The organism is uncultured Streptococcus sp. (assembly GCF_963528215.1).
GTDB lineage: Bacteria > Bacillota > Bacilli > Lactobacillales > Streptococcaceae > Streptococcus.
On sequence record NZ_CAURVL010000024.1, the window covers coordinates 1 to 24231 of the forward strand.

General features: G+C 43.6%; 28 protein-coding genes. 2 read left to right on the plus strand and 26 right to left on the minus strand.

The genetic code is table 11. The features are described 5' to 3' along the window. The 23 genes from RWS24_RS08550 to miaA all read right to left on the minus strand — a co-directional run. The coding region (locus RWS24_RS08550; protein ID WP_314366770.1) for an NAD-dependent epimerase/dehydratase family protein at positions 1-121 on the minus strand (121 nt) is incomplete at its 3' end. Positions 122-182: 61 nt separating this feature from the next. Next, positions 183-731 (minus strand): hypothetical protein, encoded by a 549-nt coding sequence (locus tag RWS24_RS08555; protein WP_111675660.1) that lies wholly within the window; start codon positions 729-731, stop codon positions 183-185. 1 nt (position 732) lies between these two features. Continuing rightward, positions 733-1326: a dTDP-4-dehydrorhamnose 3,5-epimerase family protein gene (locus tag RWS24_RS08560; RefSeq protein WP_314366736.1), complete on the minus strand. Its 594-nt coding sequence runs from the start codon at positions 1324-1326 to the stop codon at positions 733-735. Positions 1327-1330: 4 nt separating this feature from the next. Then, positions 1331-2200 carry a glucose-1-phosphate thymidylyltransferase RfbA gene (gene rfbA, locus RWS24_RS08565; RefSeq protein ID WP_002897349.1) on the minus strand — a complete coding sequence of 290 codons (870 nt, stop codon included), beginning with the start codon at positions 2198-2200 and terminating at the stop codon, positions 1331-1333. 137 nt (positions 2201-2337) lie between these two features. Further along, positions 2338-3162 carry a ZIP family manganese transporter TmpA gene (gene tmpA / locus RWS24_RS08570; RefSeq protein WP_049541305.1) on the minus strand — a complete coding sequence of 275 codons (825 nt, stop codon included), beginning with the start codon at positions 3160-3162 and terminating at the stop codon, positions 2338-2340. A 22-nt stretch (positions 3163-3184) separates the two neighbouring features. Next, positions 3185-3655 (minus strand): 8-oxo-dGTP diphosphatase, encoded by a 471-nt coding sequence (locus RWS24_RS08575; RefSeq protein WP_311154871.1) that lies wholly within the window; start codon positions 3653-3655, stop codon positions 3185-3187. Positions 3656-3769: 114 nt separating this feature from the next. Next, a complete protein-coding gene (locus tag RWS24_RS08580) occupies positions 3770-4786 on the minus strand; it encodes a hypothetical protein (protein WP_314366741.1) in 1017 nt (338 codons plus the stop codon). Then, the gene (locus RWS24_RS08585) at positions 4777-5895 is read right to left on the minus strand and encodes an FAD-dependent oxidoreductase (RefSeq protein ID WP_314366742.1); all 1119 of its coding nucleotides are present in this window, start codon (positions 5893-5895) and stop codon (positions 4777-4779) included. The genes RWS24_RS08580 and RWS24_RS08585 overlap by 10 nt, the downstream gene beginning before the upstream one ends. An 11-nt stretch (positions 5896-5906) precedes the next feature. Next, positions 5907-6704 carry a Nif3-like dinuclear metal center hexameric protein gene (locus RWS24_RS08590; protein WP_314366744.1) on the minus strand — a complete coding sequence of 266 codons (798 nt, stop codon included), beginning with the start codon at positions 6702-6704 and terminating at the stop codon, positions 5907-5909. After that, positions 6691-7380 carry a tRNA (adenine(22)-N(1))-methyltransferase TrmK gene (locus tag RWS24_RS08595; RefSeq protein WP_314366746.1) on the minus strand — a complete coding sequence of 230 codons (690 nt, stop codon included), beginning with the start codon at positions 7378-7380 and terminating at the stop codon, positions 6691-6693. The genes RWS24_RS08590 and RWS24_RS08595 overlap by 14 nt, the downstream gene beginning before the upstream one ends. A 140-nt stretch (positions 7381-7520) precedes the next feature. Continuing rightward, on the minus strand, positions 7521-8309 hold the full coding sequence (yghU, locus tag RWS24_RS08600; protein ID WP_314366747.1) for a glutathione-dependent disulfide-bond oxidoreductase: 789 nt from the start codon (positions 8307-8309) through the stop codon (positions 7521-7523). Between the two features lie 67 nt (positions 8310-8376). Beyond that, on the minus strand, positions 8377-9057 hold the full coding sequence (locus RWS24_RS08605; RefSeq protein WP_314366749.1) for a DnaD domain-containing protein: 681 nt from the start codon (positions 9055-9057) through the stop codon (positions 8377-8379). Positions 9058-9065: 8 nt separating this feature from the next. Further along, positions 9066-10007, minus strand: a complete 942-nt coding sequence (metA, locus tag RWS24_RS08610) for a homoserine O-succinyltransferase (protein ID WP_314366751.1) — start codon at positions 10005-10007, stop codon at positions 9066-9068. 147 nt (positions 10008-10154) lie between these two features. Next, positions 10155-10667 carry an adenine phosphoribosyltransferase gene (locus RWS24_RS08615; protein ID WP_002906315.1) on the minus strand — a complete coding sequence of 171 codons (513 nt, stop codon included), beginning with the start codon at positions 10665-10667 and terminating at the stop codon, positions 10155-10157. Positions 10668-10979: 312 nt separating this feature from the next. After that, positions 10980-13199, minus strand: a complete 2220-nt coding sequence (gene recJ / locus RWS24_RS08620; RefSeq protein WP_314366752.1) for a single-stranded-DNA-specific exonuclease RecJ — start codon at positions 13197-13199, stop codon at positions 10980-10982. A 105-nt stretch (positions 13200-13304) separates the two neighbouring features. Next, complete coding sequence (locus tag RWS24_RS08625; RefSeq protein WP_314366754.1) at positions 13305-13895, minus strand: HD domain-containing protein; 591 nt, start codon at positions 13893-13895, stop codon at positions 13305-13307. Between the two features lie 96 nt (positions 13896-13991). Next, complete coding sequence (locus RWS24_RS08630) at positions 13992-15032, minus strand: acyltransferase family protein (protein ID WP_314366756.1); 1041 nt, start codon at positions 15030-15032, stop codon at positions 13992-13994. Positions 15033-15089: 57 nt separating this feature from the next. Further along, complete coding sequence (locus tag RWS24_RS08635) at positions 15090-15800, minus strand: methyltransferase domain-containing protein (RefSeq protein ID WP_314366757.1); 711 nt, start codon at positions 15798-15800, stop codon at positions 15090-15092. 6 nt (positions 15801-15806) lie between these two features. After that, complete coding sequence (locus tag RWS24_RS08640) at positions 15807-16562, minus strand: SDR family oxidoreductase (RefSeq protein ID WP_314366758.1); 756 nt, start codon at positions 16560-16562, stop codon at positions 15807-15809. Further along, entirely contained in the window at positions 16559-17488 is a 930-nt protein-coding gene (gene rnz / locus RWS24_RS08645; protein WP_314366759.1) for a ribonuclease Z, read from the minus strand. Before rnz ends, RWS24_RS08640 begins: the two co-directional genes overlap by 4 nt. Positions 17489-17498: 10 nt before the next feature. Continuing rightward, complete coding sequence (locus tag RWS24_RS08650) at positions 17499-18122, minus strand: cystathionine beta-lyase (protein WP_314366760.1); 624 nt, start codon at positions 18120-18122, stop codon at positions 17499-17501. Continuing rightward, positions 18115-19353: a GTPase HflX gene (hflX, locus tag RWS24_RS08655; protein WP_125351072.1), complete on the minus strand. Its 1239-nt coding sequence runs from the start codon at positions 19351-19353 to the stop codon at positions 18115-18117. Before hflX ends, RWS24_RS08650 begins: the two co-directional genes overlap by 8 nt. Before the next feature lie 31 nt (positions 19354-19384). After that, on the minus strand, positions 19385-20269 hold the full coding sequence (gene miaA / locus RWS24_RS08660) for a tRNA (adenosine(37)-N6)-dimethylallyltransferase MiaA (RefSeq protein ID WP_314366762.1): 885 nt from the start codon (positions 20267-20269) through the stop codon (positions 19385-19387). Positions 20270-20351: 82 nt separating this feature from the next. Between miaA and RWS24_RS08665 the strand changes: the two genes are divergently transcribed. Continuing rightward, positions 20352-20522 carry a DUF3042 family protein gene (locus RWS24_RS08665; protein ID WP_002895160.1) on the plus strand — a complete coding sequence of 57 codons (171 nt, stop codon included), beginning with the start codon at positions 20352-20354 and terminating at the stop codon, positions 20520-20522. Positions 20523-20612: 90 nt separating this feature from the next. Here the strand turns inward: RWS24_RS08665 and RWS24_RS08670 are convergent, their stop codons facing one another. Next, positions 20613-21011, minus strand: a complete 399-nt coding sequence (locus RWS24_RS08670; protein ID WP_314366764.1) for a hypothetical protein — start codon at positions 21009-21011, stop codon at positions 20613-20615. A 226-nt stretch (positions 21012-21237) separates the two neighbouring features. Here RWS24_RS08670 and RWS24_RS08675 point away from each other — a divergent pair, with 226 nt between their 5' ends. Next, entirely contained in the window at positions 21238-23121 is a 1884-nt protein-coding gene (locus RWS24_RS08675) for a DUF2207 domain-containing protein (protein WP_314366765.1), read from the plus strand. A 50-nt stretch (positions 23122-23171) separates the two neighbouring features. Here the strand turns inward: RWS24_RS08675 and RWS24_RS08680 are convergent, their stop codons facing one another. Then, entirely contained in the window at positions 23172-23642 is a 471-nt protein-coding gene (locus RWS24_RS08680) for an N-acetyltransferase (protein ID WP_314366766.1), read from the minus strand. 11 nt (positions 23643-23653) lie between these two features. After that, positions 23654-24231 (minus strand): hypothetical protein (locus tag RWS24_RS08685; RefSeq protein ID WP_314366768.1); only part of this gene is annotated, 578 nt, incomplete at its 5' end.

Below are 24231 nucleotides of genomic sequence, written 5' to 3' on the forward strand. Positions count from 1 at the left end.
AAGTCAGCTTGTCCAGCACTGTCACATGGACATCTGGAAAGTTATTGTAAACATAATGGACAAAGTTAGAACCGATAAAACCAGCTCCACCTGTCACGATAATTTTTTTGTATTCAGTCATAAAATTCTTTCTATTCCTTCGTTTTTTATAGAACAAGTACTTAGTAATACTTAAATATCAGTCAGTCATTATCAATATTAAGGAAGTTTTTCTCAATCCAGTCATAGGAAAAAGCAATAATAAAGTTAATAGGTAAGGATATAAATAATGAAGATGAAGCTATTTCAATCCACAAAATCAAGCCATTCCATAATAACATTAAATATTGAGGGATATTTACTAGTAGAATATATGCATTACGTAACAAACCTGATTCATAGATAAATAAATCAACGGTATTAAGACTTGGTACTAAGAATTTATCAAAAATAAAGTAGTTTAATAAAGATAAAGTTATTAGTGCAACAAGCCAAATTATTTTCCTTAATCTAGACCAACTCTTAATTCCACCAATCCATATGTCAAAGTTCTCTTCACTGGTAAAGAGTCCCATAAACATTATAATAGCAGATGTACTAGAAATTTTAAAAATTTCCAATACTGAAACTTCATAGGTATTCTTACTCAATGATGAGAATACTTGGTTTAAAGAGAGCAATGTTACTGATAAAAGTAAATTCAACATCCATTTCTTGTTTTCTCTCTTATTTAAAAATTCACCACCTAGCATATTACAAATCCTCTTTACTCAAAGGTTTAACATCTTTGAGCAACGGATGGTTCTTGTCTGCTTCTGAGACTTCTGCTTCTTCTAGGTTTTCCCACTGGATGCCTAAAGCTGGGTCTGCATAGTTGACAAAGGCATACTTAGGTTTGAGTTCCAAAGCCCAATAGTCATTCACCAGATAGCTATAGGAAACCGTGTCAGAAAGGACTTGGAAACCGTTAGCGACGCCACGCGGCACAAAAATCCCTTTGCTGGCATCGATTACTGTCTGGTAGGTATTGCCAAAGGTCTCGCCCTCACGCAGGTCTACCCAAGAACCCAGCACCTTGCCGTCATCAGCAACTGAGATGTACTTGTCCCAGGGCTCTGCATGAAGACCACGCAGGACATTTTTACGAGAAAAGCTGACATTATTTTGCAGTTTTCCTTCTGCAAAGAAGCTTTCAGGAAAGCCTAGCGGCAGCATTTTTTCCTTTTGGAAATTCTCCTTAAACCAGCCTCGATTGTCCCCACGAACAGGGATATCAAACTCCAGCATTCCAGGAATTCCAGGAACCTCACGCGCTGCTAATTCCTTATCAAAAAATTGTTCCGTCATCTTCTTATTCTTCTCCAATCAAGCGCAAGAGATAGTGGCCATATTCATTCTTTTTCAATGGCTGCGCCAATTCGTGCACTTGCTCTTTAGTGATATAACCCATACGATAGGCAATTTCTTCCAGATTCGCCACCTGAACGTTCTGCATCCGCTGAACTGTTTCGATATATTGAGCTGCCTCTAAAAGACTTTCATGAGTACCTGTATCCAACCAGGCAAAACCACGTCCCATAAGCTCAACAGACAAATCACCACGATCCAAGTAAGCCTTGTTAACATCAGTGATTTCCAATTCACCGCGAGGACTTGGTTTGATGTTCTTGGCAATTTCGACGACATCGTTATCATAGAAATACAGTCCTGTCACTGCATAGTTAGAGCGCGGCTGTTCTGGTTTTTCTTCGATAGAAATAGCATTCATATTCTCATCAAATTCTACTACACCAAAGCGTTCTGGATCCTTAACATGGTAGCCAAAAACTGTTGCTCCTTTTTCTTTAGCAGCAGCATTTTGGAGCATTTTACTCAGACCTGGTCCATGGTAAATATTATCCCCAAGAATCAGCGCCACGCGGTCATCTCCAATGAAATCAGCCCCAATGATAAAGGCTTGTGCCAGCCCGTCTGGACTTGGCTGCTCTGCATAAGAAAGCTTGATACCAAACTCAGAGCCATCTCCCAGCAGATCCTCAAAACGAGGCAGATCCGTCGGAGTGGAGATAATCAAGATGTCCTTGATACCAGCCAGCATAAGAGTTGACAGTGGATAATAAATCATGGGTTTGTCATAAACCGGCATGAGCTGTTTTGACGCAGCGCGGGTCAATGGGTACAAACGTGTACCAGAACCACCTGCAAGAATAATACCTTTCATATGAGTTTCCTCTCTTAATGTATTCTCCTTATTCTACCATTTTTGAAAGCGGATGTCATCCTTTTCACTACCCTTAAATAATAAAAGAAAAAGAGTGGATATTCCGCTTTATTCCGCTCTTTAATTCCAAGTTGGCATCATCCCAAAGCCACATCCAAGACCATCATGAGAACAAAGCCCACCATGAGACCTAAAGTCGCCACATCTGTATTGCCATTGGTCTGCGAATCCGGTATCAGCTCCTCTACCACCACGAAAATCATAGCACCCGCCGCAAAGGAAAGAGCATAGGGTAGAATAGCCGTCATGGCCATAACAGCAACTGCCCCCAGAACAGCCCGGATTGGCTCTACAATAGCGGACATGGAACCCCAGTAAAAGGCCTTAAGCCTAGACTTGCCGTCCGTCCGAATCGGAATGGACAGAGCCGCTCCTTCTGGGACGTTTTGCAGGCCAATTCCCAAAGCTAGGCCAATCGCACCGACAAAGGCTTCCGGACTAGGATTGGCGGCCAAAGCACCAAAGGCTACTCCGACTGCCAAACCTTCTGGAAAATTGTGAATGGTAATGGCTAAAAAGAGCAGGGCTGTCTTGGACAGCTTCTTGCGGCTATGCTCAGGAACACTCTCTGCCTCCGAAATGTCCTTGCTCAAGTGCAAGTGAGGCACTACTGCATCAATCAGCCGCAGGAAAAAACCTCCCACTAAAAAACCAATCGCTGAAGGCAGCCAGGATAGCTTGCTATAAGAACTTTGCGCATACTCAATCGACGGTGCCAGAAGCGACCAAAAGGAAGCCGCAATCATGACGCCTGCCGCAAAGCCCATCATAATATCCAGCAACTTGCGACTGACTTGTTTAAAGAAAAATACAACAGCCGAGCCCACAATGGTACATCCCCATGTAAAAAGCCCCGCTAATAAAGCCTGCATAACCACAGGCTGCGATCGTAACCAGTCCATAACTTCTCCTTATCCTCTGAAATCAATCATACAAAATCGTCTTGGTTTCCCCGATACAGTGCTTTTCCTCATTCCAGTAATGAATCCGCTCGAAAGAGCCTTTCCGCCAGTAGAGAGGCAAACGTTCACGTATGTCGTCCTGCATATCTATTTGTCCAAGTTCGGAAATCTTCCACCATTTGGGCTCCCCTTCATGATCGTTTCCCCTAACTTGTCCTTCAAAGGCAGTACAAAGAAAATCGTAATATACATACCGTTCTTCTTTACTTGGATTAGTGAAGCCTGAAATCCCCTTCAATTCCAAGTTTAGAGCAGTCAGCCCCGTTTCTTCTTTTAATTCGCGCCTTGCAGCTTCAAAAAAAGATTCTGGAAACTCTACCTTCCCACCTGGTTGTATCCATCCCTTAAAGTTATCATGTTGGCGATTAAGCAGTAAAATTTCATCATCTTTTTTAACACAAACATTGACCCAATTCAAAATAGTTTCTGTCATATCAAACCTTCTCCACATAGAACTAGTAACTTTAAGAAAACCTCAATCGTGACACTTGCACAACCACAAGCTGTAATTTAAAGCAATACCTAAAAAACTTACTCTAACTTAATATTATGTATTTTGGATAGAAAATCTAACTATCTGATGATTTTGAACAATGACTTCATATTCACCAAATCCAGAATGTTTACTATTTTTTCCGACACTAATAGCCATAAGATAGCGAGCATTTGGTAGCTTAGTTAAATCTAGCTGTTCTTGTAAAATCTGTTTGATTTTATCATCATTCTTCTGGTCTTGACCAATACTAATGATAGTTCCATCTTCCTGCTCCACGTTCAAAGTTACCTTCATTTCGATGGCAAGAGCCTCTTTTTCCAACATATCAGAAATAGGGATTGGATACAAGCCCTGCAAAGGCCGGCCTTGTTCCAGATTCTTTTTTATAAGAGCCTCGTATTCATCAATATTTGGCGCATCTTTATCTATCATAAAATCAAGGGATTCTAGATGCAACTTCTTCTTATCAGCCTTTGTGAAGCTATCTTTTACAGTCTGTAAAGTTTCACTAAAACCCGGACTCAGCTCAAGTCCTCTATAAGCGATACTAGGGAAAGCTTGATAAATTGCGTCTCCATTTTCAAGCTTTAGGTCAATATCCGTTTTTCCCTGTTTCTTATCCTGAGAGGTGTAATATTCAATTTGGTCACCAATCTTAACCGTTTTACCATTAATTTCCTCAGAATACTCGACACTGATTAAATAACCATCAAAAGTGGTGTAGTTCTTCTTAGCATCTACAACTCTGACCTTTCCTTCAAAGCCACTCTGCTCATAAGAGCCTTGGACAGCCAGTTCCATTTTATCTTTCGGAACTTGCGAAAAAACTCCCCACATGTCTGTGAAACTCAGAAACATAGAGACAAGAGCTAATAAAACAATGATTACCACACTAGATAGAAAACAACCTAAGACACCGAAACCTATTTTATGTTTGGTATTCTTTACTAGTGCCTGATTTTCATCATTATTCTGAAAAACAAGAGGATGTTGAGAACGACTTTTGCGTCTAGTAAATAGAATAAGTGATATTGATAATACTAGTAAAATGAAAAATATTAAAAACATTTATCTTCCTTAAGCGCCTTCTTCTTCACATACCGCTCAATAGGATAGTCAGCTGGATTCAGCAGCCCCGCTTCTCCTAGAGCCATCTGGGCCAATTGGCGTCCGATAAGCGGGCCAGTTGTCAGACCAGAAGAGCCTAATCCGCTGGCAGCGTAGACATGCGGTAAGTCTGGAACAGCTCCAAAGAAAGGTGCAAAGTCGCTGGTATAAGCCCGTGTTCCCACGCGCTCACCTAAAATCTCTGCAGTAGCTAACCTCTGCAAGTAAGTTTCCGCTTCTTGCTGCAACTGATTCAGCACTTTCTTATCTACCGTCAAATCAAAGCCCTGATCATTTTCATGACTGGCACCGACGCTGACCTTGCCTGCCAGAAAGGGAATGATATCCAGCTCGCCCTCAGGCATAACAACTGGGTAGTCATCCGTCTTTTCAGCCAGCTTGAAATCACGTAGCTGTCCCTTTTGCGGCCGAACATCTGTCTTATAGCCCAGTGGCTGCAAGATTTCTCCTAGCCAAGCTCCCACAGCCAAGACAACACAGTCAAAGTTACAACCATCAACCAGAAGTTCCTCCCCTTCCACTATCAGACTTACCTTTTTCTCAACCAACTCTGCCTTGCTGGCTTTCAGAAGCGTCTTCGTCAAGAGTGCTCCCTCCACCCGGGCCCCGCCGGAAGCATAGAGAAGCCGCTCAAATCCTTGTAAGTCTGGAAATTTCTCCCAGGCTTCCTGACGACTGAGAAGACTCACCTCCCCAATTAGAGGCGACTCTTCTCGACGATTAGCAGCCAAATCATAAAGCTCCTGCAGCTTGCTCTCATCCTTTTTCAGCAGATAAACACCTGTCTGTTGGTAAAAGTCTGTCTTGATTCCAGCCGATTTCAGTTCCGCAATCAAGTCTTGATAAAAATCAGCGCCCAGACGCGCCATCCTGTACCAAGCCTTGTTGCGACGTTTGGAAAACCAAGGACTTATAATGCCAGCTGCTGCCTTGGTCGCCTGCCCCTTGCCATCATCAAAGACAGTCACTTCCACATCTGGGGATTTGGACAGATAGTAAGCGGCTGTTGATCCGACAATTCCAGCACCAATTACTGCTACTTTTTTCATGTCGCTCCCTCTCAAATATGTCGGAAAGGATTGGTCGAAGCCTGACTAGCCAGAATCTCAATCTCCCATCCCTCTTCTGCCTTCCACGTATCAAGCTTTTCTTTTAATTTTTCCGTAAAAAGAACCTCAATATGGTGTCCAGGATCCATCGCTAAAAGTCCTTCTGTCAGCATTTCCTGAGCTGTGTGATAGTAAATATCACCTGTAATGTAGACCTGCGCTCCCTTGGCAATGGCCTCTTGATAAAAGGACTGACCGCTGCCACCGCAGATAGCTACACGCTCAATCACGCGTTCGAGATCCTCTTCTTCATAAGCGACCATACGCAAGCTATCTAGTCCAAAACTTGCCTTGACCTTAGCCGCAAATTCCCCAAAGGTCTGAGGAGCAATCTTCCCTACGCGGCCAATACCGTAATCTGGCCCCGTCTGACTAAGATAACTTGTCTCCTCAATCTCAAGAAGCTGGCAGAACCAGTCATTAAGACCGTCCTCCACAACATCGATATTGGTATGGCTAACATAGACAGCAACATCATGCTTGATGAGATCTAAAATGATTTGATTTTGTGCCTTATCTGCCACTAGGTCCTTGAGCGGGCGAAAAATAGGCGCATGTTTAACGATAATCAGTCCAGCACCTGCCTCAATAGCCTCCGCCACAGTCTGCTCCCGAATATCCAAAGCTAGCAAAACCTTGTACACTTCTTTGTCCAAAGTCCCGATTTGCAGTCCTGAAATGTCGCCCTCCATGGATAGTTCTTGTGGGCAATAGGCTTCATAACGGGCGATGATTTCACTTGCTAGCATGGAGTACCTCCTTGATACTTTCGATTTTTTGGGACATAGCAGAGCGTTCCAGCTCATTCTTTTCTGGGATATGGGCTAGAGCTCCTTCGAGTTTTTTCAGTTCTTTCTGCCATCTTAACTGAAAAGCAGGTGACTGTTGCTTCATCAGGAAAGGACCAAAACGCTTTTCTTGCTCTGTCAAAGTTTGCTGGCCAGCTTCTGCTACCAGGATTTCATAAAACTTTCCAGCCTCTTCTAAGATATCCTCAGCCAGCAAGCGAAAACCATTAGATATCAACCAGCTGCGGAGCTCATCCTCTCGATTATTGGGCTGCAAAATCAAGCGGGAAATAGACGCAAGCTTAGCTCTGCCATTTTCCAAAATCTCTGAAATCAAGCGACCACCCATGCCAGCGATAACGATGGTAACAATCTGATCTTCTGCTTCAAAAGCCGCCAGACCGTTGGCCAAGCGAACTTCAATCTGCTCTGTCAGTCCATGTTCTGCAACATTTTTCTGGGCAGACTGAAAAGGCCCCTCTACCACTTCACCGGCCAGAGCCTTCTCAATCCGTCCCTCCTGAATCAGGTAAATAGGCAGATAGGCGTGATCGCTCCCAACATCTAGCAACTTTGCCCCATCTGGCACAAAAGCAGCTACTCGCTCCAAGCGTTGGGAAATAGTCTTTTTTTGCATTGCTTACTCTTTTCTATACATTCTCCTATTCAGTATATCATTTTTAAGGGTTTAAAAAAAGCAGCGGAGGAAAAATCACCCTGTTGATAAACTGATTTTGTCTCGCCACTTGATGATGGGGTGTTCAACCCATCACTTTTTTATTTGATTTCCTGATACTCGGCAGCTAAACCACGCTGGACTGCCGGACGAGCTGCAATCTTCTCCGCCCAAGCAGATAGATGTTTGTAGGAGGTGGCATCCAAGAACTCAGCTGCGCCTGGATAGAGCTTATCCTGGACCAACTGACCATACCAAGACCAGATAGCAATATCAGCAATACTGTATTCATCTCCTGCAATATAAGATTTCTTGGCCAATTCTTTGTCCAACAAATCCAGCTGTCGCTTGGCTTCCATCGTAAAGCGGTTGATGGGGTAGTCTAGCTTTTCGGGAGCATAGTTAAAGAAATGACCGAATCCGCCACCCAAGAAAGGAGCTGCTCCTGTCTGCCAGAAGAGCCAGTTGAGCACCTCAGTCCGCCCAGCCAAATCTGACGGAATGAGCTTTCCAAACTTCTCTGCCAGATAGAGCAGGATATTTGCTGATTCAAAGACAGAAATCGGCTTATGGGCTGACTGATCCAACAAGGCCGGAATCTTGGAGTTGGGATTGATTTTCACAAAATCAGAGCCAAACTGATCACCATCCATGATGCTGATTTTGTATAGGTCATAGGCTGCTTCTGTCACACCTGCCGCCAGCAGCTCTTCCAGCATAATCGACACCTTAACTCCATTTGGAGTCCCAAGTGAATAAAGCTGAAAAGGCTCTTTACCGACAGGAAGCTTCTGTTCAAAGCGCGCGCCTGCAGTAGGCTGATTGATACCTGAAAATTTCCCTTGGTCGCTGTCCGCAGCAGACCAGACTTTTGGCAATTGATAGGTCATACTTTTCTCCTTTTTTATAAAATCAAGGGCCTGTCGTATCTAACAGGCCACTGCAAATCTAATAAAGTCAGTCCTTCCACAAATTCATGGCATTGAGGAAATCATCTGAAACTGTCACATTTTGAGGATTAGCTGCTTCACGTTCTTCCCGCTTGGCTTCTACCTGAGCAAGTGTGGTGATACCTTCTTTACGCCAATTGCGCAAGATAGCCTGAATATACTTCCAGTTGGCCTTGCCATTAAACACAGCCTCACGAAGGGCAGCCTTGACCAAGTCAGGATTGGTTTTGTCGTCTTGAACAGTCTTGGTCAAGTCCTCAATTTCAAAGGGTGTCAGGAGACGGCCCAACTCCTGCTGGAAGGTCTCCACCAAGTCTTTCAAAACATTCTGAGGTGTCTTTGCCACAGTCTGATGACCGCTTTTTGCTGCCAGCAGTTCATCCAGCTTTTCCAAAGCCGGCGAAGCATCAAAGATAACCTCTGTCTCTCCATTCAGCTCAATGGTCTTATACTGCAAGAGACCTTTCTCCGTCAAATGGGACATAGAGCGATTGACTTCTGACAGGGTCTTGCCAATATGCTCAGCAATCTGACTAGGCGCTAACTCTTCCAGAGAAGTCGTATTTTGAAGATAGAAAAACTGCCAGACCAAAAAATCATCGCTGGAATCAAAGATATCCTTAAAATGTAAAAGAAGAGCACTCGGGATTACTAGATTACCCGATTTAAAAGCTGATAAATAAGTCATGTCACCTCTTATAGATAAGCAAAAAACGATACATCATTTTCAGGGCTCTCCCAGTCGAAAGGTGTCTCCTGATAGACAGCATAATTGACCCAATTGCTGAAAAAGAGTGCCGCGGCCGAACTCCAACACAAGGCCGGTATCGCATGGACATCATCGTTTTTGAAATAATTCTCTGGAATATGTGGATTCTTCCCTGCCTTCAAATCGCGGAAATACTCCTTGGATAAAGTATCACGGTCGTACTCCATGTGACCGAAACTATACACCTCTCGCAAGTCACGGCTAGCCAGCACAGAGAGACCCGTATCCTCTCCATACGAAAGAATTTCCAGATTGGTCAGATTGACAATATCTTCCTTCAGAACTTCGGTATGACGGGAATGCGGCGCATAAAACTCATCGTCAAAACCACGAAAAAGCAGATTGCTGCTGTCAGCTGACTGGCTATAAACACCCGATAATTTGCGTGTCATCTGGTGTTTGTCAACGCCGTAGCGAGCGTAAAGTCCAGCCTGAGCTCCCCAACAGATATGCAGAGTCGAAAAGACATGGCTCTTGGACCATTCAATCACTTGCTGGAACTCTTCCCAATAGTCCACCGCTTCAAAAGGCAGATGCTCTACCGGTGCACCAGTGATAATCAAGCCATCAAAATAGCGATTTTTAACCTCATCAAAAGTCTTATAGAAAGTCTCCATATGCTCTGCACGTGTCGTTTTAGACTGATGAGAGCTCATGTAGAGGAAGTCAATAGTCAACTGCAGCGGGGTATTAGCCAAATGGCGCAGTATCTGAGTCTCCGTCACCATTTTCTGGGGCATGAGATTGAGTACCAGAATATTCAGAGGGCGGATATCCTGATGGTCCGCCCTGTCGTCATCCATGACAAAGATATTCTCAGAACTTAAAATGTCAACAGCTGGCAGTTTCTTATCAATCTTAATTGGCATGAAAATATCTCCTTCAATCGTTAGAAAGGCTTGGAAATACTTTTCCAGCCTATTCTTTGTTTATCCAATGTACTTTCATTATACTGAAAGGAGATATAGTTTTCAATTATACTTTTTCTCTAACTAGATATAGCTAGAAACTATGTATTAATAGTGCATCAGAACCTTGTAGTCGTAATCACCGATAACTTCGCGACCCTTGAGCTCATCCAGCTCAATAAGGAAGGCGCATCCAGCTACTACACCGCCAAGGCGCTCAATCATCTCAATTGTTGCCTTCACTGTTCCACCAGTCGCAAGGAGATCATCGACAATCAGAACGCGCTGACCCGGCTTGATAGCATCCGCATGCATGGTCAGGGTATCCATACCATACTCTTTTTCATAGTCAGCTGAGATAACTTCACGAGGAAGCTTGCCAGGCTTGCGGACTGGAGCAAAGCCGATTCCTAACTCAAAGGCAACTGGACAGCCCACGATAAAGCCACGAGCTTCTGGCCCAACAATCATGTCAATCTTCTTGTCTGTCGCATATTGAACAATCTCACGAACAGCGTAGCTATAAGCATTTCCGTCTGCCATCAATGGGCTGATATCGCGGAATGTCACGCCTTCCTTTGGATAATTTTCGATTGTTGCAATGTAGTCTTTTAAATTCATGATATACTTTCTTTCAAAAAATTTTTTTACTCTCTATTATATCACTTTTTCATCCAAATGGTAAGAGAAAAACTTACTTTTTAAGCCTATCTATTATTTACATAGAAAAGCCAATTTCACATTCATTTAAGGTAAATCTCACGAAAGTTAAAATCCTTTCCATCAAGTGGAAAGGATTAGATTGTTTCATAGAAGATGAGATGATTTCAAATCTATCGAACAGAGAGAAAAAATTCAGTTTTGACGCTCAGGATAATTTCATTCATCTAAAATGTTCTCCTTTGCAAGACTTAGGCTTAGTCTGGTACCATCTCATCTCTCCATCAAATAATCATAAATCTCCTGCACGGTGCCCAGAGCCATGAGTTCTTGTTCTTTGACCATGCGCTTGAGGTCTTGGTAAATATGACTACTGTCAATTTCTTTCTTTTCAGCTTCCTTATTGACCGTCATGACGCCTTCTGTGATGCTGACAAAGCCCAGCTCTTCAAAAATCTGAATCATTTTGACCAAGAGAATAGGATCAATTTTCAGATAAACTGCTAGGTCCTTGAGCTTATAGCGAACGTCAAACTCGGGGAACTGATAGATTGTCTTATATAGTTTGGCAAACTGCTCACGGGTACCATAACCTGTCAGATAGTATGGCTTGGCAATCTCATTCTTAAAGTAAATCGCTTCGAAATCCTGAGATTGAAGAATCTTCTTCAAGTCCTGCAAATCATCGGGAAGGTCATAAACCACAACTGCTCTGCTATTTGTCAAATCTGGCAATTCCTCTGTGAAACGTAAGACAGGAACCTTGTCAGGCAGCGTCGCATTTTTGCTGCGGATATTGAAAAGCTGAACACCGTCCACACGGGCATCTACCAGCATGAGCTGGAGACTGGTCTGTCCATTCCATTTATTGACAGAGAGGCTGACAGCCAGCTCCATATTCTTGGTCTGGGCAAACTCTGTCGCCAGGTTTCCTTGCCCAAAAGCTACTACTTCAAAAGATGCATCTTCCTGAGAAATTTTTAACTTGAGATGGCTATTGCCAGCCCCCATAGTCCGAGCATTGTCCACTTTAAAGTCCTTGAGGTAAAAAAGCGGCTTCTTATTGTCCATACCAAAAGGCGCAAGTTTTTCAAAGCTTTTGAGCGTATCCAGGGTCAGTTGTGGCAGGTGCAGCTCCTCATCTAAATACAGGGCTGTTTTGCCAGTCAAATCCAAATCATTGTCTAAGATATACTCTGTCAAGATATCAGCAAGCTCCGCCAGCTTGTCTGCTTCAAGAGTCATTCCAGCTGCTCCAGCGTGGCCACCAAAGGCTACAAAGAGATCACGATGGCTGTCCAAAGCCTCAAAAATATTGACCGCTTCAATACTGCGGGCGCTACCCTTAGCGATACCATCCTCAATATTGAGCACTATAACTGGCTGGTGCAACTCTTCCAGCAAGCGCCCAGCGACAATCCCTAGCACACCGGGATTCCAGCCTTCCTTGGCCAGCACCTGCACTGGTCTCTTAGGGTCCAACATGGTTTGTGCTTCTTCATAAATCTGCTGGACGATTTCCTTGCGCTCGTCATTTTTCTGGTTGATCATAAGCGCAATGTCACGAGCTTCTTCGTCATCAAAGCCAGTCAAAAGCTCAACCGCTGGATTGGGATCATCCAATCGTCCCAGAGCATTGAGTCGAGGAGCAATTTGGAAGCCAACCGTTTCTTCGTCCAGTTCGTCTGGCTGAATGCCAGCAATTTTGAAGAGTTCCTGAAGTCCTACACGCTGAGTGTTTTTAAGAACAGAAAGGCCGTATTTGACTAGAATCCGATTTTCTCCCGTCAGACTGACCATATCGGCAATGGTACCGATAGCAACTAAGTCCAAAAGTTCGACTTGGACTTCTTCCAGCAAGGCTGTTGCCAGCTTAAAAGCCACCCCACAACCGGCTAAATGCTTGAAAGGATAATCCTCTCCGCTATGTTCCGGATGGACGATCGCATAGGCGTTTGGCAGCTCCTCAGGCATGGAGTGGTGATCCGTCACAATGACATCCACGCCGAGAGACTGGGCCAGCTCGATAGCTTCAAGGCCCGCCACTCCATTATCCACTGTAATAATGAGCGAGATGCCTTGATTTTCAATAAAATACTTGTAAACACTGCTATTAGGACCATAGCCATCCGTAAAGCGATTGGGCAGATAGACCTGACACTCAGCCCCCAGCTGCTCCAATGCTTCCTTGACAATCGATGCCGAGGTCATCCCATCAGCATCATAATCGCCATAGATCAAAATCTGCTCGTAATTCTCAATGGCTGAGCGAATGCGCTCCACTGCCCGCTCCATATCATGCAGGTCATAAGGGTTGTGAAGCTGGTCTAAACTAGGCTCCAAAAATTCCTGTAAAGCCTCTTCAGTCTGCACACCTCTTTGGTAAAGAAGACTGGCAGCGGCGGGTTCTAATCCAGCTTTCTTAGCCTTTTTTAAAAATTTTTCGTCTGTAAAATTAGTGGCAAACTGCCAGTCGTATTTTGAGCTAATCATGATGAGTGAAACACTTTCTCCGTTCAATCTTGTCTGAATATTATAACATGAAAAGACTGGATCAACCAGTCTCAAACTTTCTATCTACGAGCAAGGCCCTCAGGCTCACTCATCTAGGTAAAGCCCTTTAGCAACACTTTGATCAATAATTTCCTGAGCCAATTCCCAAAGAGTTTCAGAGGTTTCTTGGATAAAGGATTTCTTAGCAATGACCTGCGACTTAGTCAGGCCATAAGGATTGTCATGAGGCTGAGCGACTTCCAAGTGATTGAGTAGAGGAACCAGAGCGTCCAACACTCGGGCATATTTAGCCTCTATGCTAATGCCGGTCTCAAACTCCTGCCAAAGCTCTAAAAAGGAATCCTGCTGATCTGATGGCAGCTTATCTAAACTGATTTTCAAGGACTCAAGCTCTCTATCATAAGAATCACTCTTTCCTACATCGTCAAAGATAAAGGTATCGCCAGCATATATTTCGCCCAAATCATGAATCAGTAACATAGACATGACCTTTTCCAGATTGACTTCTTCAGGGATATATTCTCGAAAAACTAGCGCCATGAGCGCACCCTGCCAACTATGCTCTGCAGAATTTTCGAAACGATAGGCATCCAAGGTTCGATTGTTACGATGAGTGGCTTTCAGTTTTTCCAGCTCATTGGTAAAAGCCAGCTGCTGTTGTAGACGTTCAAGCATGTAGAACTCCTTTGAAATGTTTTTATAGCTAATTCTATTCAAAATTGATAGTTACTCTTAACGCTCTATATGATCTTCTTCAAAAAAACTAAGCTTTCATTTCTTTTCTGTTTTTTTCCCTCGCCATCGAATCACTAATTCTGACGTCAGATGGGTCAGGATAATCGTCAGAAGGAAGGCCCAACGGCCATTTTCCCACTTGGTCAGCTGCTGGGATTTGAGCAGAAAGAAAGATAACTCAATAAAGATAGGATGGAGAAAGAAATAAAGGATACTTAGATCTTTTAAATGTCGCCAGTTTTTTTCGCGCTTCCACCGAGTTTTTAACAGCCAATTGAATAAGAAAAGTGTAAAGGGAATGAGAGCAAAGAAAAAGTTTTTATCCAGTCCCTGCCTCATGTAAACCAACACTCCTTCGCCTGCTAGGAAAAGACTTGCCAAGAGAAGAGACAGCCAGCGTTTTTTCTGAAATAAGGCTATCTGCCCATAATCAGCTAGAAAGTAGCCTAAATAGATAAAAATAGGCGTATAGAAGAGGCCATTTCTGCTAGTGAAAAAGAGTTTGGCATAAGCATCGTACCAGTCCGTCAGCAGACTGGGCGTAAGGTAGGCGTGATATGTTTCAATAGCACCTAAGGCGTAGAAAACCAGTAAAAGAACAAATGTTTTCTTGGAGCCTAACTTCCTATACAAAAAATGGACCAGCAGCAAGCCTAAGAGAAAGGCAGGGATATACCAGAGCTGGTAGCTCATTCCGATGTAGAAGAGCGCTGCTAAAATAGCCAGAGGAGCTAGGTAGAGGGGCAAATGCAGTGATTGGAAATAAGTCAAAGCATAGGGAAGATAGACCAAACTCCAAAAGCCATAGACCTTTAAAATACCTTTAATATACAGAGTCAATTTCTTATCATGAGGCTCTTGCTTCCAGTTTACTCGGAAAAAATAAGCTGAAGAAACTAAAAAGAAAGGGACCGCCATGCGGCCAAATATACTCTTCTGAATAAAATGTAGAGCTTCATGTTCAAAAAGCCTCTGGCAGTGAACCAGAATTACCAAAATGGAAGCAATATATTGAAAAAGGCTGAGCAGGGCATAATTGACTGGCTGCCTTGACTCTATGACTTCTCTCCTTTGCATCAAGCTTTCTCCTTACGAGGTTTGTTTAAGATGTAAATGAGCACTTTTTCATTCGATTTAGGACTTGACTAGCCAAACATGCTGAAAGGCAGCAATGTCCCGATAAGGAGATTGGTTGCAGACAGCCAGCTCCATCTCAAGCATCTTTTCAGCCCAGCCAGGAGCAGTTTTATAGTTATTGTCTTGCAAGCCATAAAAAATCCGTAGTCCTTGATAATCTTCAACTTCTAATGGAAGACCTGAGATAACTTTCTGAACCTGATAAACCTTTGCAGCTCCCATGCTATGGGTTTGATATTCCTGACCTTTCAAAAGCTGGCGGGCCTTTTCTGGGTCATTTTCAAAAACCACTGTATGTATAATGCGCCCAACCTCGTGATGTTTAACCAGAGAAATTTTGCCGTCCTTTTTTAAGAGACGGGAAAATTCTGTCAAATAGAGAGCAGGGTCAGATACATACTCTAAAACATTATGACAGATGATGACCTCAAAAGACTGGTCTGGCAATTGTTGCAGAAGGTCCAAGCTGCCTTGCAATTGCTCATAGGAAAAGTCCTGCTTGCGCTCGACAATCATTTCTGGGCTCGGCTCAATGGCGGTCACTTGGTTCTTTTCCGCTAGAAAATCAGCCACAATCCCAAAACCACTGCCGAAATCAAGGATTTTCTGGCCATTAAGTGACTCTAGAAAGGCAAAAACAATATCATACTGAAGCTTGCCCCAAGGAGCCTGCAGATGAGCTTTGTAGGCTTGTAGATTAGCTGTCATAAAACCTCACTTATAGTTAAACATACTGGCCGCCATCTTATCGGCAATTCTTGGAAAAAGGGTATAAAGCTTGTGGGCTAGATTGAGAATCCCAGGTAGATTAATTTCCCGCTTCTTTTTGCCAAAGGATTTGACAATTTTGCCTGCTACAAAGTCAGGCTCCAAGATATACTTGTCCACTGCTTTTACATAGGAACCGTCAGGATCAGCCTTATCGAAAAAGGCTGTTTTGATAGGACCTGGATTAACTGTCGTGACATAAACCCCAAAAGACAGGAGTTCCAAACGCAGGGCATTAGAAAAGCCAATAGCCGCAAACTTGGTCGCTGAGTAAAGACTGGACTTTCTACTTGCAATGAGGCCGGCCATACTAACGATATTTACGATATGTCCTCGACCTGCCTGCTTCATGCGAGCTCCAAAGATACGGGACAGGTTCATCAGGGCAAAGGTATTGACCTCAAACATGGCCTCAATATCGCTGGAGCTGATTTTGTCAAATTCCTCAAAAATCCCATAGCCAGCGTTATTGACCATGACATCCACGCGGCCGTACTTACTATCAATCCGCTCAGCAAAGTTTTCCAAAGCTGAGCTGTCTGTGATATCCAGCTCCACTAGGTCAAGATTTTCTTTTTCTCCATATAGTTTTTCCAGCTTAGCCTTGCTCCGTCCGACCAAAATCAGTCGGTCATGGGGCAAGAGCTTAACCATTTCCTGGGCCAGTCCACCGCTAGCCCCTGTGATGATGATGGTTCTCATATCTCCACCTCTTCCAAGTCCTTGACCACATGGACCTTTTCAAAGACAGCGCTGGCATCGCGGCGCATTTGGCTGATGTCCTTAGCTAGAAAGCGAGCACTGATATGATTGAGGAGGAGGCGCTTAGCGCCAGCTTCCTTGGCTACTTCTGCTGCTTGCATATTGGTCGAATGACCATGATTTCGGGCAAGCTTTTCGTCTCCTTTGCCATAGGTCGCTTCATGGACCAGTACATCTGCTGCTACAGCCAAGCGGACGCTAGCAGCAGTCTTACGAGTATCACCTAGAATAGCAATGGTCTTACCTGGGCGAGGGGCTGAAATATAATCAGCTGCGATGATTTTGGTTCCATCATCTAGTACGATATCCTGACCGTTCTTAACTTTACCAAAGAGGGGACCAAAAGGAACGCCCGCTGCCCGTAACTTGTCCGCATCCAGCGTTCCTTCCAAATCTTTTTGCATCACCCGATAGCCCACACAGAAAATCGTGTGATCCAGCTTATCCGCATAAACAGTGAACTTGTCCGTTTCCAGAATCTTGCCCAGACTGTTTTCATCAAATTCATGAAAATCAATCCGATAAGGCAGACGAGATCCAGACACGCGCAGACTAGACAGGACAAAATTCTTAATACCTTTGGGACCAAAAATCTCTAGGTCCGTCTGCTCTTCATTAGCCTGAAAAGAACGACTGGATAAAAAGCCCGGCAAGCCAAAAATATGGTCGCCATGCAGATGCGTGATGAAAATCTTGCTGATTTTGCGCGGTTTAATCGTCGTCTCCAAGATCTGGTGCTGGGTACCTTCACCGCAGTCAAACATCCAGACCTCATTGATTTCCTCCAAAAGCTTGAGGACAAGACTGGACACATTGCGAGCTTTGGAGGGCTGACCGGCTCCTGTTCCTAAAAATTGTAATTGCATGTTTTTCTTTCTAAATGATATAAATCATGGCAGAGCGATTCTGCGAGTGATAGTATTTTCTGCCAGCATAGGACTGAGCCAGCTGACTGACTTCATCTTGATTGTATCCCAGAACCCTCTGGCTGCCATCAGCCAGCTGCTGCCAATCGGTCAAGGCAGTAAGCGCCTGACTGTCCACGACTTGAGATTCAGCTTTGAGAGGTACCATTTTTATGCTCCCAGCTTCTTCGTAGACTAAGTATTGGGGAAAGATTTGAGCGATTTCAAATAGCAAGTCAGCTGTTACCTGCTCTGGCTTTTCAGGGAATACCAAGCCGACTTCCTCACTCTCATAGCAAAAACCATAGGACTTGCCAGAAAGATTGAGTCGGACAAAAGGTTTACTTTCTACAAAGCTAGGATCCGGATTCCACAAGTCCAGCGCCTGACTGATTTCTAAAAAATAGGCTGTCGCGGCTTCCGGACTTTTCTTCTGATAAAGCTCAGCAAAGTAAGCATTGATAACGCTGGGCGGCGGTGTGATGAAGCTAAGCTTCTGCTCTTCTGTCAGGCCAGCCAATACTTGCTCTAAGTAGACCCTATCTAGGCTAGTAAAACCGCCGTATTTCAGGGCCAAGTCAATATAATCAGTCATAAAATTCTTCCAGTTTCCATTTGTTTTTCTCGGCAATCCAGCCTGAAATGACTTCGACATCGTCTATGTATTCTCGATTTCCGATAATTGCAACTTTCTCTAAATCATGAATCTTGTAAGCTTTAGCCGGTGCTACCTTGATGGTAAAAGGCAAAAAGAGCTCTTTCATCCGCTCCAGCAGGACTTGCTGCAAAATAGCTCTGCTATTGTCCGCCTTAGCCGAAATCAAAGAATAAGGAGTCAAGGTCGGGGTGAAATCCTCCGCCTTGTCCGCTTTGTTATAGAGAGTCAGCCGGGGAATATCCAGCATGTCCAGCTCATTCATGATGTCAAGGACGGTCTTTTCATGCTCCTCATGATGAGGGTCACTGGCGTCAATGACATGAACCAGCAAATCGACATTTTTGCTCTCTTCCAGTGTGGATTTAAAGCTGGATACCAGCTCTGTCGGCAAATCCTGAATGAAGCCAACTGTGTCTGTCAGAGTGACATTGAGTTGGCCACTGAGGTTGATGTTCTTGGTCGTAGCGTCTAGCGTCGCAAAGAGTTCGTCTGCCTCATACTGGCTCTTACTGGTCAAGCAGTTCATGATCGTAGACTTTCCAGCATTGGTATAGCCGATGAGGCCGATTTTGAAAATACTGGATTCCAGCCGCTTTTCACGAACGGTTGCCCGGTTTTTCTCCACAGCCTTGAGCTGGCGCTCAATATCATGAATCTGATTGCGAACACTGCGTCGATTGAGCTCCAGCTGACTTTCACCAGGACCACGAGAGCCAATGCCACCTGCCTGACGGCTGAGCATAATGCCCTGGCCGACCAAGCGAGGCAGGAGGTACTTGAGCTGGGCCAGATGCACCTGCAACTTGCCCTCGTGACTCCTAGCTCTCATAGCAAAAATATCCAAAATCAGCTGCATCCGGTCAATGACCTTGACGCCCAAACTTTCCTCTAGATTGACATTTTGGCGGGGTGTCAGGCGATTATTGACAATGACAGTCGAAATTTCTTCGGCATCAACCATCTGTCGGATTTCTTCTAACTTACCAGAGCCAACAAAGGTCTTGCTATCATACTTTTCCCGCTTCTGGCTATAAGATCCGACCACCTCAGCTCCTGCAGTCTTAGCTAGGCTTTGTAGCTCCTCCATGGATAGGTCAAAATTCTCCGTGTCTGCCAGTTCCACACCAACCAAAAAGACACGCTCTGTTTTTTTCTCTGTTTCTATCATCTCATATCCTTACTAAGACTTGGTCAGCCAGCTACTTGTCTAAAAACTTCCTGATGTCTTCTATGACCTGATTTTTATAGTCTGGATTTCCCACCTGATAAAAGGTTACAGACATCCGGTTGCGAAACCAAGTCAGCTGGCGCTTGGCGAAACGGCGGGTATTCTGCTTGAGCTTGTCCACGGCCTCTTCAAGACTTATCTGACCTTCAAAGTAGGGGAAAAGTTCCTTGTAGCCGATGCCTTTGCTGGCTTGACTGGTTGGAGCATTCTCAAACAGCCAACGGGCTTCTTCTAAAAGTCCGGCTTTTATCATCAGATCTACTCGCTGATTGATTCGCTCATAAAGTTTTTGTCGCTCATCATCTAGACAAATCAGCAAGGCATCATAATCTGGAAGATTATTTTCTAGTTGCCCGCCCAGATGGGCAATCTCCAGCGCCCTCATAGCCCTGCGTCGATTTATCTGAGGAATCTCGATACCCAGCTCTGCTATTTTCCCAAACAAATCTTCATCTGACCAACTGTCCAGCTGCGCCCGATAGGCCAGAATCTCCTCGTGAGGGACGGAGCCGCCCAGATGATAGCCCTCGAGCAAGCTCTGGATATAGAGCCCTGTGCCACCGCAAATGATGGGAAGCTGACCTTGAGCCGCAATTTCACGAATAGTCTGAGCTGCTTCAGTAACAAAATCATAGGCTGAGTAGCTTTCTCCAACCGCCCGCACATCCAGCAGATGATGAGGAATGCCCTCTTTCTCCTCCGGACGAATCTTGGCCGTGCCAATATCCAAGCCACGATAGACCTGCTGGCTATCACCGCTGATGATTTGGCCATTGAAGCGCTTGGCTACCTCGATACTCAGAGCTGTTTTTCCAACTGCCGTAGGCCCCACTATCACAATTATCTTGGTTTTCATCTTTTTTCCTTGAAAAAATTTTGATTTTTCGTTACTATTAATTATAACATAAATAATAAAAGTTCAGAAAAGGAGAAATCACATGGCTAAAGGATTTGGAAAAGGCGTTCTTACAGGAGTTGCAGCTACTGTAGCTGCTGTGGCAGGCGCAGTATATGCAGTCAAGAAAAAAGTCATCGAACCTGAAGAACAAAAAGCGGCTTTCATCGAAGAAAACCGTAAAAAAGCAGCTCGCAAACGTGTAGCACACTAAGCTTGCACATTTCACTAAAAAGTCTGGAAAAATCCAGGCTTTTTCTTTTTTGAAAAACAGCAGTCAAATCAACTGCTGCAAACAAAGCTATTAGACTTTAAAAGCTCTTTCTTTCTTGGGCGGTTGAATGCCATAAGAGCTAAAGATATAATTGCTTAAGAGCAAGAATACTAACAACTCAAGCACAAAAAACAAATCGAAAGCAGGCTTGGAAGACAAGGAAACGAAAGGAATCGCAAAACACATAATTGTGACATAAAAGATTTTCAACCGTTTGATATAAAGCCAGAAGAGTTCAAGGCTTTGCCTGCCACTAATCTGCGGTTTAGACTTACTTCCCGAGTGCCAGATGATAAATACTTCCGCAAAAAAGAATAGACCTAGCAAAATGATCATTCTCAAAAAATGAACCTGCAGTAGAATTCCTACTGCTAGCAATAACAAAACACCCAAGCTCAGCGCCACCACTGCTCGCCTAGTATTAGTCATAAAATCAACTCCTCTATTTGACTACGAAGAACAGTCAAATTAATTATTACTAATCGATTAGATTGCTCTAGGAGAACATATTTTATTTCGGCTTTATTTTACCACTTGGCAAGAAAACTTACAAATAATACGATAAAGCATTTGTAGAAGTCATTGGTTACTGAAAATAAATTAAGACAGAGCCTTAGAAACGTGTTATAATAAGGCATTAGCGAAAGGAAGATTTATGAAAAACACCTACAGATTGTACAGACTTCTGCTTAGTCTAGCACTTCTTACTTCATTACTTTGCATCTTTGTTCCTCGTCACATATTGGCCGATGATGTCGAGAGCAGGATTACATCCTATGTAGGACAGCTAGAGCTGCATAGCGATAATACAGCCACTTTTACAGAGGAAGTAACTTTTGAATACGACAGTTCCTACAACGGTCAATATATCACGCTGGGCCAGGCTGGCAAGATGCCTAAAGGCTTTCAAATCGAAGACAATCCTAAGATAGATATTATCACCAATGGACAGAAAAAGTCCCCGCAAAAGATAAAAGACGAGGCTGTAAAAGATGGGAAAAAGATTACAATCTATAATTCTGGTAAATCTGGTGATCAAGTCATTATCACTATAACTTGGAAATTACGAAATATGCTTTGGGTGTATCAAGATATAGCTGAGCTGAATTGGATACCTATTTCTGATTGGGATGCGGATATTCGACGATTATATTTTTCTGTTTCTACGGATCGTTTCGATACTAGTGCTCAGCTTTTCGCCCATACAGGCTTCAATAAAAACCAACCAAAGGTAGAAAAAATAAATCAGATTCTGACGGTTAGATCAAATAATCTCACAAAAGGAACAAAACTTGAATTGCACGGCGCTTGGGACAAGAGTATATTTACAGATATTGATACTGCCAGTATTATCCCTTCAACCCACCGCAAGCCATTTGAAGAGAAGGAAAAAGAAATTGAAGAAAAACAGAAGCAACATAGCTTTATAATTTATGTCCTAGGTCCAGGCATTGCTATCTCGTTTCTGATTATAAGTCTGGCTTGCTTTCTTTACTATTTACTAAGATTTTATTATCTAAACAAGCTTCCTAAAAATACGCGACTCTATGAACCGCCTCAGAATCTTACTCCTCTGCAACTTGCATACAATATCTATAATATATCAATTGAAAAATCTCTTGCTCATACTAGAAAAACAGGAACTCCTAGCTTTTCTAGTTTAGTACAGGCTACTTTAATGGATCTGATTGACAGAGGAAATATAAAATTTCGCATTGGAAGATCAGGAGAGAAACTGGAAATTGTTCACTTAGATAACCTAAGCCGCTACGAGATAAAACTGTTGGAAATGGTCTTTGGCGATAAGGATAAAGTTACTCCCGATACGATGTTCCCAGATTACCAACAAAGCTCCAAGTCTTCTACACGACAGAAATTTCAAGAGGCTCTACGTACTGTTGCGAACTATGTCCGTCAAGAAAGAGTCGATTTAAATCTCCCTATACGATACCGTAAAATAAGCAAAAAAGAAGAAAGACCTGTTTCATTAGCTTATATTTCCTATTACATTGGTATTATTATTCTCTCTTTAGGTTCTCTTTTTTATAATCCTTTTACTACCGGACAGTTTGATTACTCATATTCCTACATTTATCCTTTGCTTCTATTTGTCGCGTGGTTCCTTGGGAAAGCAGCTCAAATAAAATTGAATCGAATGGCAGATAGATACCTAAAAAAGGAATTTAGAGAAGAAGTAATTGAATGGCAGAGCTTCTCCAACATGCTGCGCGATATTGCTCATCTTAGTCAAACTGAGGTAGAGGGAATCATCCTCTGGAATCGAATTCTAGTATATGCGACTCTTTTTGGCTATGCGGAAAAAGTCAGTCAAACATTAAAAGGAAGAGACATTCAATTAGAAGAAACAAATCTTGAAAGTTTCTTCTTCAGTAATATATCTACAGGTTTTGCCACAGGCTTTAGCAATGTTGATATTTCATTGAATCCTCCCAGCTCAAGTAGCTACTTCAGCTTGTCATCTGGTATTTCAGGTGGTTTCTCGGGTGGTGGGGGCGGAGGAGGAGGAGGCTCCTTCTAGCAGACACAATAATACGAAAAGACCGCTCGTTTGGGTGGTCTTTCTTCTTGCTATAATCGGCACAGCATCAAATAATCATCTTCCCTCTCTTCAACCGTGACAAAGCCCAGTCTTTGATAAAAGCCAACGGCGGGATTGTCTTTGGAAACGGAGAGGGAAACACTTGGGTAGCCTTTGGACTTGAGTAAGTCCAGCATGGCCGTCATCAACTGCTGCCCTAGACCTTGACCCCTGAACTCAGGCAGGAATGAAATGGATAGAGAGGGCGTCCGGTCGTTATAATAGCCATAATCTTTCATGATGCGAACCCAAACGGCTCCGACCAGCCGGCCGGCCACTTCTGCCGCTAAAGCCCAATCATCTGGTTGCTGACCAAAGTCCTTGATATACATTTCTAGTTCTGGCTCCTTCAAGATACTTCTGGGCAGCGGCGCTAGACCTTGGGGTATGAAAATAGCTTGGTAAAGAAATTCCTCTAGGAGTGGGATTCCCTCTGATTTTAAAGGCCTAATCTTAGCCATGATTTCTCCTTCTAGATCAACTGATCCTCACCTATGCCGGCCTCAGCTAAGATTTTGGCCACTCGGTCAAACCGCAAGCGGAAATGCTCCAGCTTATGTCCGTCTGATCCCACTGAAAAGCGCTGGCCACCCAGCTCCTTGACTAGCGAAAGAGCATAGATATAGAGTTCCTCGTGTTCATAGAGGTACATGGACTTGCAGTTGAGTTCAAAAGCCAGACCATGATCAATCATCTTTTGAAAAAGCTGTCGCAGCTCTGCTTCAAAAGTTTTCAACTCCTCTACGGTAAGCTCAAATTTGCGGAAACCATAGTCAAAGTGAGCTAGCACATCTGCTGGCACAGCCTCGATAGCCTCTTCCAACTCTTTCAGGTAGGAGGGAATCAGCTCCATCTTATCCAGCTGCAAGACCGGATCTTCCAGATAGTCAAAACTACCATTGTGGTGGACGGACAATAGTTTCAGGTCATATTCCTTGTCCATTAGGAAAGCTAGGATATCGTCCTTACGCGGAGCGTAATAGCCAATTTCAATGCCCTTTTTGATGCGGTTGCCATATTGCTGGTTCAGCTCTGCTATTTTTGCTGAAT

What these genes read in the sequence shown, in the direction of transcription:
- RWS24_RS08575 (WP_311154871.1), bottom strand. Translation starts at nt 3,655, where the DNA reads ATGACAGAAACTATTTTGAATTGGGTCAATGTTTGTGTTAAAAAAGAT.
- hflX (WP_125351072.1), bottom strand. Translation starts at nt 19,353, where the DNA reads ATGATAGAAACAGAGAAAAAAACAGAGCGTGTCTTTTTGGTTGGTGTG.
- RWS24_RS08650 (WP_314366760.1), bottom strand. Translation starts at nt 18,122, where the DNA reads ATGACTGATTATATTGACTTGGCCCTGAAATACGGCGGTTTTACTAGC.
- RWS24_RS08580 (WP_314366741.1), bottom strand. Translation starts at nt 4,786, where the DNA reads ATGTTTTTAATATTTTTCATTTTACTAGTATTATCAATATCACTTATT.
- metA (WP_314366751.1), bottom strand. Translation starts at nt 10,007, where the DNA reads ATGCCAATTAAGATTGATAAGAAACTGCCAGCTGTTGACATTTTAAGT.
- RWS24_RS08670 (WP_314366764.1), bottom strand. Translation starts at nt 21,011, where the DNA reads ATGACTAATACTAGGCGAGCAGTGGTGGCGCTGAGCTTGGGTGTTTTG.
- recJ (WP_314366752.1), bottom strand. Translation starts at nt 13,199, where the DNA reads ATGATTAGCTCAAAATACGACTGGCAGTTTGCCACTAATTTTACAGAC.
- rfbA (WP_002897349.1), bottom strand. Translation starts at nt 2,200, where the DNA reads ATGAAAGGTATTATTCTTGCAGGTGGTTCTGGTACACGTTTGTACCCA.
- RWS24_RS08615 (WP_002906315.1), bottom strand. Translation starts at nt 10,667, where the DNA reads ATGAATTTAAAAGACTACATTGCAACAATCGAAAATTATCCAAAGGAA.
- yghU (WP_314366747.1), bottom strand. Translation starts at nt 8,309, where the DNA reads ATGACCTATCAATTGCCAAAAGTCTGGTCTGCTGCGGACAGCGACCAA.
- miaA (WP_314366762.1), bottom strand. Translation starts at nt 20,269, where the DNA reads ATGAAAACCAAGATAATTGTGATAGTGGGGCCTACGGCAGTTGGAAAA.
- RWS24_RS08630 (WP_314366756.1), bottom strand. Translation starts at nt 15,032, where the DNA reads ATGCAAAGGAGAGAAGTCATAGAGTCAAGGCAGCCAGTCAATTATGCC.
- RWS24_RS08625 (WP_314366754.1), bottom strand. Translation starts at nt 13,895, where the DNA reads ATGCTTGAACGTCTACAACAGCAGCTGGCTTTTACCAATGAGCTGGAA.
- RWS24_RS08560 (WP_314366736.1), bottom strand. Translation starts at nt 1,326, where the DNA reads ATGACGGAACAATTTTTTGATAAGGAATTAGCAGCGCGTGAGGTTCCT.
- RWS24_RS08605 (WP_314366749.1), bottom strand. Translation starts at nt 9,057, where the DNA reads ATGACTTATTTATCAGCTTTTAAATCGGGTAATCTAGTAATCCCGAGT.
- RWS24_RS08585 (WP_314366742.1), bottom strand. Translation starts at nt 5,895, where the DNA reads ATGAAAAAAGTAGCAGTAATTGGTGCTGGAATTGTCGGATCAACAGCC.
- tmpA (WP_049541305.1), bottom strand. Translation starts at nt 3,162, where the DNA reads ATGGACTGGTTACGATCGCAGCCTGTGGTTATGCAGGCTTTATTAGCG.
- RWS24_RS08595 (WP_314366746.1), bottom strand. Translation starts at nt 7,380, where the DNA reads ATGCAAAAAAAGACTATTTCCCAACGCTTGGAGCGAGTAGCTGCTTTT.
- rnz (WP_314366759.1), bottom strand. Translation starts at nt 17,488, where the DNA reads ATGCAATTACAATTTTTAGGAACAGGAGCCGGTCAGCCCTCCAAAGCT.
- RWS24_RS08590 (WP_314366744.1), bottom strand. Translation starts at nt 6,704, where the DNA reads ATGCTAGCAAGTGAAATCATCGCCCGTTATGAAGCCTATTGCCCACAA.
- RWS24_RS08675 (WP_314366765.1), top strand. Translation starts at nt 21,238, where the DNA reads ATGAAAAACACCTACAGATTGTACAGACTTCTGCTTAGTCTAGCACTT.
- RWS24_RS08680 (WP_314366766.1), bottom strand. Translation starts at nt 23,642, where the DNA reads ATGGCTAAGATTAGGCCTTTAAAATCAGAGGGAATCCCACTCCTAGAG.
- RWS24_RS08635 (WP_314366757.1), bottom strand. Translation starts at nt 15,800, where the DNA reads ATGACAGCTAATCTACAAGCCTACAAAGCTCATCTGCAGGCTCCTTGG.
- RWS24_RS08555 (WP_111675660.1), bottom strand. Translation starts at nt 731, where the DNA reads ATGCTAGGTGGTGAATTTTTAAATAAGAGAGAAAACAAGAAATGGATG.
- RWS24_RS08640 (WP_314366758.1), bottom strand. Translation starts at nt 16,562, where the DNA reads ATGAGAACCATCATCATCACAGGGGCTAGCGGTGGACTGGCCCAGGAA.
- RWS24_RS08665 (WP_002895160.1), top strand. Translation starts at nt 20,352, where the DNA reads ATGGCTAAAGGATTTGGAAAAGGCGTTCTTACAGGAGTTGCAGCTACT.